The sequence below is a fragment of the uncultured Corynebacterium sp. genome (assembly GCF_945649885.1).
Classification (GTDB): Bacteria; Actinomycetota; Actinomycetes; order Mycobacteriales; family Mycobacteriaceae; genus Corynebacterium.
This window is the reverse complement of the sequence record NZ_CALZFS010000010.1, coordinates 26,596-39,127: the sequence shown is the minus strand read 5'-3', so window position 1 is coordinate 39,127 and position 12,532 is coordinate 26,596. Positions and strand designations below refer to the sequence as shown.

Below are 12,532 nucleotides of genomic sequence, written 5' to 3'. Positions count from 1 at the left end.
ATCCGTTCCTTCGGTCTCGCACACGTCGATGCCGATACGGTCGTGGGTGTTTTCCATGTTCTGGCGACTGCTGCAGATGATTGCCCCCGTGGTTGCACCCCTATTGGACCTCCTGCTGACCCGGAGTGTGCTCTGGATCAGCTGGAGGGGGCCTCAGCACGCCGTGTGGAAGCCGTACGGACGTTGCTGGAAGCTTTACGCAGTAATGACGCGTGGGACCTTTAAAGCCCTGTTTTAGAGGAGTTCCACGAGGAATGGGAGTTCCTCGGGGTCGTACCAGGCCATGAAGTTGTCCTGGGCATCTCCGACGGTGAGTTCGGCATCTTCGACACCGAGGTCAGATTCATCAATGACCTCGATGGCTGCCTTGGTATCGACCTCGGAGCTCTCCACGTCGATATGGATGGCTGCGACGTCGATGAGGTTGATGTGAGCCGGGGCAAGTTTCACCACGGATTCACCGTTGTCGGGGTCGTAGGTGACAATGCTGTCGTCTACGTCAGCGGATACCACGACACGCCGGTAGGGGAACTGCTCTTCATCACCGATGGCCAGGAGACGTAGGGAAGCTTCGGCTGCGTCCTGGAATGCTGCGTGGGCGATTTCTTCTTCATCACCTGCGGTGTAGAACTCGGTGAGTGCCGGTGTGACGGCGAAGCCGTAGCCGGATCGGGCTGTGATGACCCGGGATTCGTTGAGTCCGCGGAGGGTACTGAAGGTGGCGGGGATGTAGACGCGCAAAACTAGAATTCCCCTTCGAGGCCGAAGAGTCCGACAATTTCCACGACTGCCCTGTCGAACTGTTGGTAGTAGACACCGACGAGACCGTTTTCAACGGCACCGCGGATGTTCAGGATGGAGTCGTCGACAAGCACGCAGTCACGCATGGGCAGGTCGATGGCATCCGCTGCTGCCTGGAAGGCTTCAGTTTCTGGTTTTTCGGCTCCGATTTCACCGGAGAGCAGGACCTTGTCCACGATTCCCTGGTTTTCAAGCTCTCGGATCGGTGCTGCTGAGAGTCCGCCCGGGTCGTTGCTGAGCACTGCGGTGCCCACGCCGTTCTTTTTAGCTGCAGCGAGGAGGTTCCTCCATCGTCGCTGGTCTTCGTCTGTTCCGTCGAGTACTCCGGCGTAATCCACAATCAGTCCGCGCACTGTATCCCTTTCATTTTTGTCATTCTCATGCCATATTAGTCATATTCTGTGCTTGAAGATTGTCGCACAGATGTGGGGGTTGTTCGTCTTTTGCCTTGGGTAAGTGTTGTCCTGAGGAGTTTTGTCATGCTTTATCCGATCCCGGGTTTGACTCATTTGAAGTATCTGGTGCCGGAACCACTACCGGTGCCGGGGACACAGAAGGCGCCGATTCCCCGGGAGGTGTCAGCTCTGATCCGGGTTGCCCTGGATTCGGTGTTCGGTCTTCGTCCGGTGTCCCAGTTGCATCCGAAGCGTTTCGACGCAAGTGTGCGCACCCATGTGGTGGCTCGACAGAAGGCGGGGCCGGTGGGTGTTGTGAAGCTGTTGTCCTGTCATGTGCAGATGGGTGAGGGTGCTGCGGAGGCGTTCGGCAGTGTGGTGTTGGGGGTGCGTACAACGGCATATGCCGCCCAACTCAGGGAGTCGGACGGCATATGGAGGATGCTCAGCTTCAGGGTGCTGGGTTAGGCGGTTGCCTCTTCATCCTGCTTGATGAACTGCTTGCGCAGGAGGAAGAGCTGGCGGACGGTTTCTTCCTTGATGCCGTCCTTCATGGCGTTGAACATGTCGCCGCCTTCCTTCTGGTATTCCACCAGGGGGTCACGCTGTGCCATGGCACGCAGGCCGATGCCCTCCTTGAGGTAGTCCATCTCGTAGAGGTGTTCGCGCCATTTCTGGTCGATGACGGGCATGAGCACCATGCGTTCGATGTTGCGTATCTGGGCTTCGCCACCGATGGCTGTGACGGCTTCTTCCAGTTTGGTGTATTCGGAGTTAGCGTCTTCGAGCAGGGCGGTGCGCAGGTCGGCGGCGGAGAGTTCGCCGGGTGCGCCGTATTCGGAGCCGTCGACGAGTGATTTCCAGGTGAAGCTTGGTCCGTAGAGGGCTTCGAGTGCGTTCCAGAGCTTGTCCAGGTCCCAGTCCTCGACATAGCCATTCGCGGTGGCGATGGTGACGTAGTCGGAGACGGTTTCTTCGATCATGTTCTTGATGTAGCGGGAAATGTCGGCAGATTCGAGGATTTCGTGTCGTTCACCGTAGATGACCTTGCGCTGTTCGTTCATGACCTCGTCGTACTTGAGGACGTTTTTACGCATCTCGAAGTTCTGGTTCTCCACCTGGGCCTGTGCACCCTTGATGGAGTTGGTGACGGTCTTGGATTCGATGGGGACATCGTCCGGGACGTTGAGGCGATTCATCATGTTTTCCATGGTGGGGCCAACGAAGCGGACCATGAGGTCATCGCGCATGGACAGGTAGAAGCGGGTGGCTCCCGGATCGCCCTGACGTCCGGCACGTCCACGCAGCTGGTTGTCGATGCGGCGGGATTCGTGGCGTTCGGTGCCGAGCACGTAGAGACCACCGGAGGCGCGGACTTCTTCGGCGCGGGCTTCACAGCGGGCCTTCATGGCGGGGAGTTCTTCATCCCAGGCTGCCTGGTAGGCCTCTTCATCTTCGAAGGGATCCAGACCGCGTTCGCGGAGCCTGACGTCCAGGAGGATGTCGGGGTTACCGCCGAGCACGATGTCAGTGCCACGCCCGGCCATGTTGGTGGCGACGGTGACGGCACCGGGCAGGCCGGCTGCTGCGACAATCTGTGCTTCCTGCTCGTGGTGCTTGGCGTTGAGCACATTGTGCTTGATGCCACGGCGGGTGAGCAGCTGGGAGAGGTATTCGGAGCGCTCGACGGAGACGGTACCGACCAGGACCGGCTGGCCCTGTTCGATGCGTTCTGCGATGTCATCGACCACGGCGGCGAACTTGGCTTCCTGCGTCTTGTAGACGAGGTCGGTGAGGTCATCACGCTGGTTGCCGCGGTTGGTGGGGATCTGGATGACGTCGAGCTTGTAGATCTGGTGCAGCTCGGCGGCTTCAGTTTCGGCGGTACCGGTCATGCCCGAGAGCTTGTCGTAGAGACGGAAGTAGTTCTGGAGGGTGACGGTGGCCAGGGTCTGGTTCTCGTTTTTGATCTCCACCTTTTCCTTGGCTTCGATCGCCTGGTGCATGCCCTCGTTGTAGCGGCGACCTGCCAGGACGCGGCCGGTGAAGCCGTCGACGATCATGACTTCACCGTTGCGGACGATGTAGTCCTTGTCGCGTTCGAAGAGCTGCTCCGCCTTGATGGCGTTGTTGAGGTAGCTGACCAGCTGGGAGTGCTCAGGTGCGTAGAGGTTGTCGATGCCGAGCAGGTCTTCGACCTTCTCCACACCTTCCTCCTTGACACCGATGGTCTTCTTGCGGTGGTCCACCTCGTAGTGGATGTCTTCGGTCAGCTGCGGGATGATCTGCGCAAATACGTTGTACCACTGGGAGGTGCCGTCGACCGGACCGGAGATGATCAGTGGGGTACGTGCCTCATCGATGAGGATGGAGTCAACCTCATCGACGATGGCGTAGTAGTGGCCACGCTGAACAAGATCATTCAGGGAACGTGCCATGTTGTCGCGCAGATAATCGAAACCGAGCTCGTTGTTGGTGCCGTAGGTGATGTCGCAGTCATAGGCATCCTTGCGTTCTGCCGGGCGCAGATCGGACAGGATCACACCGACGGACAAACCCAGGAAGCGGTGGACACGTCCCATCCACTCGGCATCGCGCTTAGCCAGGTAGTCGTTCACGGTAACCACGTGGACGCCCTTGCCCTCGAGTGCGTTGAGGTAGGCAGGCAGCACACAGGTCAGGGTCTTGCCCTCACCGGTGCGCATCTCAGCAACATTGCCGAAGTGGAGGGCGGCGCCGCCCATGATCTGGACCTTGTAGTGCTTCTGGCCCAGCACGCGCCAGGAGGCCTCGCGTGCGGTGGCAAAGGCGTCAAGGAAGATGTCGTCGACGGTTTCGCCCGCTGACAGTCGTTCCTTGAATTCTACGGTCTTGGCCTTGAGCTCTTCATCGGTGAGGTTTTCGTACTGACCTTCCAGTGCGATTACCTGGTCAGCGATCTTGTTGAGTCGCTTCACGGCACGGCCTTCGCCGACGCGGAGCATCTTGGACAATCCAAACACGAGCAGTCGTCCTTAGTGATTAGCGTTTCAGAAAAATTATAACGAATCCATATTGTACGCAGGATTACTAGAAACACAGTACCCGTCACCCGCGACATGCGGGTGACGGGTAAGTGCTACTTAACTTAGGTCACAGATGTGATACCTGTTTTATGATTCTTCGCCTGCGGACAGTGCGATCAGTCCGTAATCGAAAGCATGACGACGGTAGACCACCGACGGCTGCTGAGTCTCCTCATTGACGAAGAGGTAGAAATCATGCCCAACGAGCTCCATCTCGGAGAGTGCGTCATCCACACTCATCGGGGTCGCAGGGTGCTCCTTGGTACGGACAACCTGACCCGGCACGACATCATCAATCTGATCCGCGTAAGGATCAACATCATACTTGCCGAGTGAATCAGCACCGCGTGCATCCTGGGACTCCGCGACCAGCTGTGCGCCGAGTTCGCCGGTGCTCAGTGGTGCACGGTGGCCGGAACGGGAGATGCTGCGACGTGCCTTGACCTTGCGCAGTGAGCGCTCCATCTTGGCCAGTGCGGTTTCCAGAGCAGCGTAGAAGCTGTCTTCCTTCGCTTCGGCACGGGCGATGTGGCCCTTGCCGGTCGCGGTGATCTGAATGCGGTCGCTCTCATCGGAACGACGTGGGTTCGGCTCATGCTGGAGCTCGACATGGAAGAAGGTCAGGGTCGGGTCGAGGCGCTCAATCTTCGCGAGCTTCTTGTGCACACGCTCTGCGAAGTGCTCGGGTACCTCAACGTTTCGACCTGTAATGCTCACCTGGGTGTCAGGGCTCAAGGTGTCGTTGTTGTCAGTAGGTGTAGTCACGCTACATCTCCTCCCAGTAGAGGTCATCACTTGCGTGTGAGTGGGATTACTTCCACGGTGATGACGGGATCAACTTCACTTTCCATTCTACTTACGGCTTCAACCACCGTGCCAACAGGGGTCCCTTTTCATGCATGGCAGTACGTCAGGGCACCCCTGACCTGCACACCTGCGGTACGCAATATATCCACAGATGCTGCAAGGGTTGCCCCCGTGGTCACCACATCGTCAATGAGCACCACGGGAGAGGGCGGAACCTGCAACAGTTCCACCTTCATGTTCCGACGTCGCGCCACTGCCCCCAGCCCGACAGAATCAGGGGTGTCGGCGGCGATGCGGAGACAGGGAAGCGTCGATAAGCGTGTCTTGAGGCAGACCCCTTCAACGGGATCGCCGCCACGCAACCGCTGTGAGCGCGCACGCGTGGGCGCGGGCACCAGGGTCACCGCGTGTTCGAGTTCGCCGCGGGCCTGGAGAAAGCTTATCGACGCCCCGACCACCGCCCCCACGTGCGCGATCAGGTCGCGTCGTCCCCGCTCCTTCATCGCGATGAGCACCTTACGGTGCGGCCCGTCATAGGGTGATAAGGACCAGACAGGGAAATCCACATCCACCGATATCCGCTGTGGTGTTGCCCGCCACACCTCCCGGCACCGCGCGCACAGGGATTCCCCCGCCGTGCCACATCCGGCGCAGGACCTCGGGAGCAGCAGCTCCAACATGTCAGTAGGCCACAACCGCAGCCGAGCGCACACCAAGCAGGCCCGGGACCTCACGCCAGATGGTCGTATCCGAGGCAGGTAGATGAAGCAGGGCGTGAACATCGGTGGCATAGACGGTGGAGGCGGAACTGGCCACCGAGACCACCGGGGCGGTCAGGTTGCCACTGGGCAGCGCACTGGTGGCGGAACCATCAGGTTCAACCCGCCAGATCGGCAACTCCGGCAAAGAGGTTCCCACCAGCAGCGAACCATCCTGCCTCCAGGCGATGCTGAGCGCAGAGTCTCCCAGGCTCGGTGCCACCTCCGTGATGTTGGTGACCCTACGCTCCCCCGGACCCGGTCTGGTCACGATGCCCACATACACATGTCCGTCCATGATCATTGCTGCGCGCACACCGGTGCGGGAGAGCTGGAATTCCGAGATTGCCCCACTGGTGCCCTCCGGCAGGACGATATCCACCTCGGTCTGGACAAGCTCACCGGTGGTGGCGGAACGCGCCACGCGCACCGGGGTGTCGCCGTCGAGGACCGCCCACAGGGCATTAGCTGAATATTCAAAACTGGGTCGGGTGATGGTCTCGGCACTGAGTACATCGCTGACGGCTGTGCCATCAAGTGGCCCGACGGAGAGCACTGGATTGTCACCGCCACGCACCGCCGCTGCCACATCCGCAGATGTGGAGATGGCCACTGAGTCAATATCGCCTTGTCCCAAAAAGCCCGGCAGTGGCGTAACCGCACCGGAGCTCACACGTGAGACCATGCCATCGCGTAAAGAAAACAGGGTGGACACCGCATTGGTGTAGGCCTCAGGGTTGTACTCGGCGACATCGTCCAGGCCAAGGGTGGGGAAATCCGCCACCAGTGGTGCACCATCCACGGTGATGGAATACGGCCCCGGGATATCCGCATTGGCCAAGGTCCAGACCACCTGGGCGGCAAAACTCAGACGGTCCTCGTCTCCCAGGGAGCTGAAACCGGCGAATTGGTAGACGCCCTCATTGAAGCCGATGAAACTGGCATCTCCGGGTAGTTGATTGACCACACCTGGGGATAGATGTTGGGAAGGTCCGGACACCAGCAGGGTCATCAGGGTGGTGTCCAGGGACTGCATCTCGTTGTAGAGCCAACGCCGGTCCCCCACCAACACCTCACCGGAAGGATCGAAGAAGTACACATTGTGTGGCGAATAATGGTTGCGCATCTCGGTGCGTTCAATCACCACCCCATCAGGCAAGGAATCAATGCGCCACTCATTATTCACCCGCTCCATCACAATCTCCGCAGAATATTCAGAATTCTCCGGCTGGTACACCCCACCGGTGCCCAACGTGCCGACCTGAGTGCCACGGATGACGATCCGGCGTTCATCCTCTGTGGCACCCGGTTGGGTATTGAGGTCCACACGGTCGATCACGCGTGTACTCACCGAGGGATCCCAGGATCTGGCGGCATCCTCGGTGAGGTAGGCCCGTGAGGCCTGGTACTGCTGTGTGGGGAAGGCACCGGCGCTGAAGAAATCACGGAGCAAGATATCTGGGTCTGCCCCCGGCACAGGACCGGCCACCGGTTCCATGCTCTTTGATGCCGCAAAAGAACGCAGCACCTGTGGGTCCGTGTCACTGGGCAGGGTGGAACATCCGGCAACCAACATGGTTACGGTCAGGGTTGCGGTGAGCTTCTTCAGATTCATGCCTCCACCTCCCAGGGCTGTTCGGGGGCTGCAAGTTCAATTGGTGAGGTGCGGTAATCCCCCTGTGGTTCGCGGGGGATGACCAGTCGGAACATCGATCCCACCCCGAGGTTACCGGCGGCATCCAGTGTGCCACCGTGGAGGTTGGCATCCTCACGCGCGATCGCCAGCCCCAGGCCGGTACCACCGGAATGTCGGACACGGGAAGGATCCGCACGCCAGAAGCGGTTGAACACCAGCTCCTCCTGCCCTGGTTTCAGCCCCACACCGTGGTCAGTCACCGCGATCGCCACCGCCTTGTCGGAGGCAGCCATCGTGATCTGAACCGGATGGCCGCGGGCATGGTCGATGGCGTTGGCCACGAGATTGCGCACAATGCGTTCAATACGACGGGAATCACCATTGATCATCACCGGTTCATCCGGCAGGTTGATGTCCAGGGGTACATCAAGTTCCTCGGCCAGTACGGTGACCTGCTGAATCGCTGAGGTCACAGGGCTGCGGACATCATGGGTGGCCGTGGACAGGTCTGCCACACCAGCGTCGTGGCGGGAGATCTCCAGAAGATCCCCCAGCAGGCTTTCAAAACGGTCGAGTTCACGGTTCATCAACTGGCTGGCGCGTCGGGCAGCCGGTGAGAGTTCCTCATCATTATCGGCGATCAGGTCAGCAGCCATGCGGACCGTGGTCAAGGGTGTGCGCAACTCATGGGAGACATCGGAGGTGAACTGCCGTTGCAGGTTGCCATATTCTTCAAGTTGGCGGATCTGGGCGGACAGTGACTCAGCCATGGCGTTGAAACTCATGGCCAGTCGTGCCATCTCGTCTTCGCCGTCAACCACCATGCGTTCCCGCAACTTGCCCTGGGCGAAGCGTTCCGCGATACGGCTGGCGGATCTCACGGGGGCGGTGACCTGCTGGGTGGCCAGCCAGGCGATGCCGACGAGCAGGACCACCACGATCACCAGCGCAGCAGACAGCAGACCACGCATGAGTGCCAGGGAGGCTTCATCGTTTTCCATGGAGAAGACCAGATAGACCTGGAGCCCCGGGATGTCACTTTCCGTGGGCGTGCCGATCACCAGTGCGTTATAGGATTCCCCACCACCCTGGCCAATGGTGCTGAACTGGTAGGACACCTGGTCCTGGGAGACGAAATACCGCAACCGATCAGGAATGCGGTAGCCCTCCGGGGAGACAATCACCTCTTCCTCACCATCGACCACCACCACGGGTTCATAGGCGGCGCTGAGGTCCGCCCCACTGCTCACACTGCCCAGACTGGACAGTGCGGCACGGGCGGAGTTCACACGCAGTTGCACGGAACTGGATGTTCCGGATGCGGCGATCTGTTCCTCCACGACAACCCGGGCACGGTCGATCTCAGAGTTGGCAATGTCGATTTTCTGGTCGACCAGTCGTTGGGTGAACACCGTGATCATGCCGAGCCCGAGCAGCAGCATCACAACAGCCGAGGCTGTGAAGATGGAGCCGAGCACGCGGACCTGGAGGGAGGTCCGCCACATGTCCATGAAGCGGTGACGAAGTCGCTTGAGCCAGGTCAGAATGGGAAACTGCCCCTCTTTTTTATCGTGCGTTAGTCAGCAAGACCGGTTTTATAACCGACACCACGGACCGTGAGAACGATTTGTGGGTTCTCCGGATCCTTTTCGATCTTGGCGCGGAGCCGCTGAACGTGGACGTTGACCAGGCGGGTGTCGGAGGCATGTCGGTATCCCCACACTTTACCCAGGAGCTCTTCGCGGGTGAATACCTGCTGTGGCTTACGTGCCAGTTCCAGGAGGAGATCGAACTCCAGTGGGGTCAGCGAGATCTCTTCATCACCACGCTTGACGGTGTGTCCGGGGACATCGATGCTGAGATCGCCGACCTCGAGGGTCTCGGCGGGCTCATCATCGGTGCGGCGCAGACGCGCCCGGATGCGCGCCACCAGTTCCTTGGCCTTGAAAGGCTTGTTCACATAGTCATCCGCACCGGATTCCAGTCCGAGCACCACATCAACAGTATCGGTCTTGGCGGTGAGCATGATGATGGGAACCGCGGATTCCTGGCGGATGGCACGGCAGATATCGATGCCGTTCATGCCGGGAAGCATCAGGTCGAGGAGGATGAGATCGGGGTGTTCCCGCTGGGCGGTTTCCACGGCGAGCGCACCATCTGTGACGGCAACGGTGTCAAAACCTTCGGCACTTAGCACGATGGTCAACATCTCTGAGATCGCGGGATCATCATCAACGACGAGAATTTTCTGCGGCATGAGAAACCTTCCAGCTAGACGGGTTAATTCATATTACCCAGGAACTCCACGATTCTGGTGGCGACATGGCCGGGGTCTTCTTCGGGGGCAGCCACGATCCAGGGCGACTGCCACTCCATTGACGCCAGGCGGCGGTACTGGTCTGCGGTGCGCTCCTGCAGGTCCGAGTCGGTTTCATAGCGGTCCCGGGTGCGGGAGGCATCAGATGCTTCTCGACGCCTGGCCCGCTCCTGCGCCAGCTCAGCTGGGGTGTCCAGCAGGATCTGCAGGGCCGGCTTCGGCAGGCTGAGACGTCCGAACTCAAGTTCGGCCACCCAGTCGGCCGCGGCGTCATCACGCAGACGGGCCGCGGTGTAGGCGGCGTTGGAGGCCACATAACGGTCAAGCAGGATCAGGTCGGGTTTGCTCAGCTCATCCAGCGCACCATGGCGGTCCAGGGCAAACAGGGTGGCCATGGCGTGCGCACTGTCGGTGAGGTCGCCCATGCGGCCGTGGAGTGCCTCCGCGGCCAGCTGGGCGTGTATCGACGTGTCATAACGTGGAAAGGCGAGAACGCGGGCGTCGATGCGCTCGGTCAAAGCACGGACCAGTGTGTTCTTGCCGGCGCCATCGATACCCTCAATGCAGACGATCATTAGTAGCGGTAGTGCTCCGGCTTGAATGGCCCGGCAACGTCCACACCAATGTATTCTGCCTGCTCCTTGGTCAGCTCGGTGAGCTGTCCGCCAAGTGCCTCCACGTGGATGCGTGCGACCTTCTCATCGAGGATCTTCGGCAGTCGGTAAACCTCGTTCTCGTACTGTCCCTTATTTTGGAACAGTTCGATCTGCGCGATGGTCTGGTCCGCGAAGGAGGTAGACATGACGAAGCTCGGGTGGCCGGTGGCGTTGCCCAGGTTGAGCAGACGTCCCTCAGACAGCACGATGATGGACTTGCCGTTGGAGAAGGTGAACTCATCCACCTGTGGCTTGATGTTGGTGCGTACCACGTCATCGCGGTGGAACAGGGAATGCATATCGATCTCGTTGTCGAAGTGACCGATGTTGCCCAGCAGGGCGTGGTCCTTCATCATGAGCATCTGCTCATAGGAGATGATGTCCTTGTTGCCGGTTGCGGTGATGACGATATCGGCTTCAGCGATCGCCTCATCAACGGTAACCACGGAGAAACCGTCCATCAGTGCCTGGAGGGCGTTGATCGGGTCGGCCTCGGTGACCTTGACACGTGCGCCCTGGCCGGCGAAGGCCTCAGCGCAACCCTTGCCCACGTCGCCGTAACCACAGACCAGGATGCTCTTGCCACCCATGAGCATGTCAGTGGCACGGTTGATGCCATCGAGCAGGGAGTGGCGGGTGCCGTATTTGTTGTCGAACTTGGACTTGGTGACCGCGTCGTTGACGTTCATCGCCGGGAAAGGCAGGACGCCTTCTTCAGCGAAGTGGTACAGGCGGTGGACACCGGTGGTGGTTTCTTCGGTGACACCCTTGATGGATTCAGCAAGCTGGGTCCACTTGTTCGGCTCTTCTGCAAGAACTTCACGCAGCATGCCGAGGAAGGCCACGTACTCATCGGAGTCATTGGCTTCAGGTTCCGGCACGACGCCGGCCTTTTCGTAGTCACGGCCCCGGATGACGGCCATGGTGGCGTCGCCGCCGTCATCGAGGATCATGTTCGGCAGTTCGCCTTCCCAGGTGAAGATCTGGTTGAGGCACCACCAGTACTCCTCCAGGGTCTCGCCCTTCCAGGCGAAGACTGGAACGCCCTGTGGCTCCTCCGGGGTGCCCTGGCCGACCACGATCGCCGCAGCAGCCTCATCCTGGGTGGAGAAGATATTGCAGGAAGCCCAGCGGACCTCTGCACCGAGAGCGGTCAGGGTCTCGATCAGGACTGCGGTCTGCACCGTCATGTGGATGGAACCTGCGATACGAGCGCCCTTGAGTGGCTGCTCCTCTGCGTACTCGGTGCGCAGCTGCATCAGACCCGGCATCTCATACTCTGCAAGACGGATCTGGTGACGACCAGCTTCCGCGAGGGACAGATCTGCGACCTTGAAGTCCGTGATCTTTGCCATATCCTGGCACTCTCCTTATAAACATTGTGAAATTGAAATCTTCAAAAACCCTGATCCACACTCTACCCATGCAGGTGGGGCCACGGTCATCAGCAGTTGTTGCGATACAACCACCGGGTGGGGGAGCCCTGCTCCCCTCTCCGATAATCCCCGCGGGGACCATTGGAGGGGAGCAACGCCTGGAATATGCGCTTTCTAGGTAAGTGCTTCCAGGTAGGCCTCGAGATCATAGTCCACGTCGGCTTCTTCCAGAACCTTGGTGGCAGAGGCACGGAGAGTTTCTGAGCCTTCACCCATGAGGTTGCGGATGAAGGGGTAGGTCTCCAGGACCTGACCGGCGGAGTAAGGAGCGCCAGCGAGGATGGCTGCGATGGTTGCTGCAGCCTGGCCGTTGAGGTGCTCGTCCTCGGTTGCCTTGTCCTGGTTGATCACCAGGAGGCAGGCATCTTCGAGCGCCTCAAGAATATTGTCGTCGTCGAGCTCTGCGATCTCATCAAGAAAATCAACGTTGATTTCTTCAGTGAGGATGGAGTCATCCCACGCGCCCATATCTATAAACCCTTCCAGTCTCGCTGTACATCCAGTGAGATTTTTGTAGAACCTTTAAGTTTCACCAATCGGAAACCCTCATTAGTCATGCGGTAATTCACATATGTTTCTTAACCTATCTATTCAAGAAGGCCAGAACGTGATACCGTCGTTACTGACTTGTTACTTTTGAACTTTTTCACACTATTCGACA

12 protein-coding genes and 1 pseudogene are annotated in these 12,532 nt (G+C 59.4%); 2 read left to right on the top strand and 11 right to left on the bottom strand.

Features of this window, described 5'->3' with window-relative positions; translation table 11 throughout:
• Nucleotides 1-225: pseudogene (locus Q0M74_RS02285) on the top strand (ribosome small subunit-dependent GTPase A); the annotation flags it as partial.
• Between the two features lie 9 nt (nt 226-234).
• Here Q0M74_RS02285 and Q0M74_RS02280 read toward each other — a convergent pair.
• A complete protein-coding gene (locus tag Q0M74_RS02280) occupies nt 235-741 on the bottom strand; it encodes a DUF6912 family protein (RefSeq protein WP_293951391.1) in 507 nt (168 codons plus the stop codon).
• Between the two features lie 2 nt (nt 742-743).
• Complete coding sequence (locus tag Q0M74_RS02275) at nt 744-1,154, bottom strand: HAD family hydrolase (RefSeq protein WP_293951389.1); 411 nt, start codon at nt 1,152-1,154, stop codon at nt 744-746.
• Nucleotides 1,155-1,280: 126 nt separating this feature from the next.
• Here Q0M74_RS02275 and Q0M74_RS02270 point away from each other — a divergent pair, with 126 nt between their 5' ends.
• Entirely contained in the window at nt 1,281-1,664 is a 384-nt protein-coding gene (locus Q0M74_RS02270) for an Rv3235 family protein (protein WP_293951387.1), read from the top strand.
• On the opposite strand, the gene secA is transcribed toward Q0M74_RS02270, so the two are convergent.
• From secA to Q0M74_RS02225, 9 genes are all read right to left on the bottom strand, one after another.
• The gene (gene secA / locus Q0M74_RS02265; protein WP_293951385.1) at nt 1,661-4,198 is read right to left on the bottom strand and encodes a preprotein translocase subunit SecA; all 2,538 of its coding nucleotides are present in this window, start codon (nt 4,196-4,198) and stop codon (nt 1,661-1,663) included. The genes Q0M74_RS02270 and secA overlap by 4 nt on opposite strands.
• Before the next feature lie 150 nt (nt 4,199-4,348).
• The gene (raiA, locus tag Q0M74_RS02260) at nt 4,349-5,026 is read right to left on the bottom strand and encodes a ribosome hibernation-promoting factor, HPF/YfiA family (protein ID WP_293951383.1); all 678 of its coding nucleotides are present in this window, start codon (nt 5,024-5,026) and stop codon (nt 4,349-4,351) included.
• Nucleotides 5,027-5,154: 128 nt separating this feature from the next.
• Nucleotides 5,155-5,745 carry a ComF family protein gene (locus Q0M74_RS02255; protein WP_293951399.1) on the bottom strand — a complete coding sequence of 197 codons (591 nt, stop codon included), beginning with the start codon at nt 5,743-5,745 and terminating at the stop codon, nt 5,155-5,157.
• Between the two features lie 4 nt (nt 5,746-5,749).
• A complete protein-coding gene (lpqB, locus tag Q0M74_RS02250) occupies nt 5,750-7,441 on the bottom strand; it encodes an MtrAB system accessory lipoprotein LpqB (protein WP_293951381.1) in 1,692 nt (563 codons plus the stop codon).
• Nucleotides 7,438-8,967 (bottom strand): MtrAB system histidine kinase MtrB, encoded by a 1,530-nt coding sequence (gene mtrB / locus Q0M74_RS02245; protein ID WP_293951397.1) that lies wholly within the window; start codon nt 8,965-8,967, stop codon nt 7,438-7,440. Before mtrB ends, lpqB begins: the two co-directional genes overlap by 4 nt.
• A gap of 71 nt (nt 8,968-9,038) precedes the next feature.
• Nucleotides 9,039-9,719: an MtrAB system response regulator MtrA gene (gene mtrA / locus Q0M74_RS02240; RefSeq protein ID WP_293951379.1), complete on the bottom strand. Its 681-nt coding sequence runs from the start codon at nt 9,717-9,719 to the stop codon at nt 9,039-9,041.
• A 23-nt stretch (nt 9,720-9,742) separates the two neighbouring features.
• Nucleotides 9,743-10,354 carry a dTMP kinase gene (locus tag Q0M74_RS02235; protein ID WP_293951377.1) on the bottom strand — a complete coding sequence of 204 codons (612 nt, stop codon included), beginning with the start codon at nt 10,352-10,354 and terminating at the stop codon, nt 9,743-9,745.
• Nucleotides 10,354-11,790, bottom strand: coding sequence for an adenosylhomocysteinase (ahcY, locus tag Q0M74_RS02230; protein WP_293951375.1), 1,437 nt, complete (start codon nt 11,788-11,790; stop codon nt 10,354-10,356). The genes Q0M74_RS02235 and ahcY overlap by 1 nt, the downstream gene beginning before the upstream one ends.
• A 195-nt stretch (nt 11,791-11,985) precedes the next feature.
• The gene (locus Q0M74_RS02225) at nt 11,986-12,339 is read right to left on the bottom strand and encodes a hypothetical protein (protein WP_293951373.1); all 354 of its coding nucleotides are present in this window, start codon (nt 12,337-12,339) and stop codon (nt 11,986-11,988) included.
• Nucleotides 12,340-12,532: the final 193 nt, after the last annotated feature.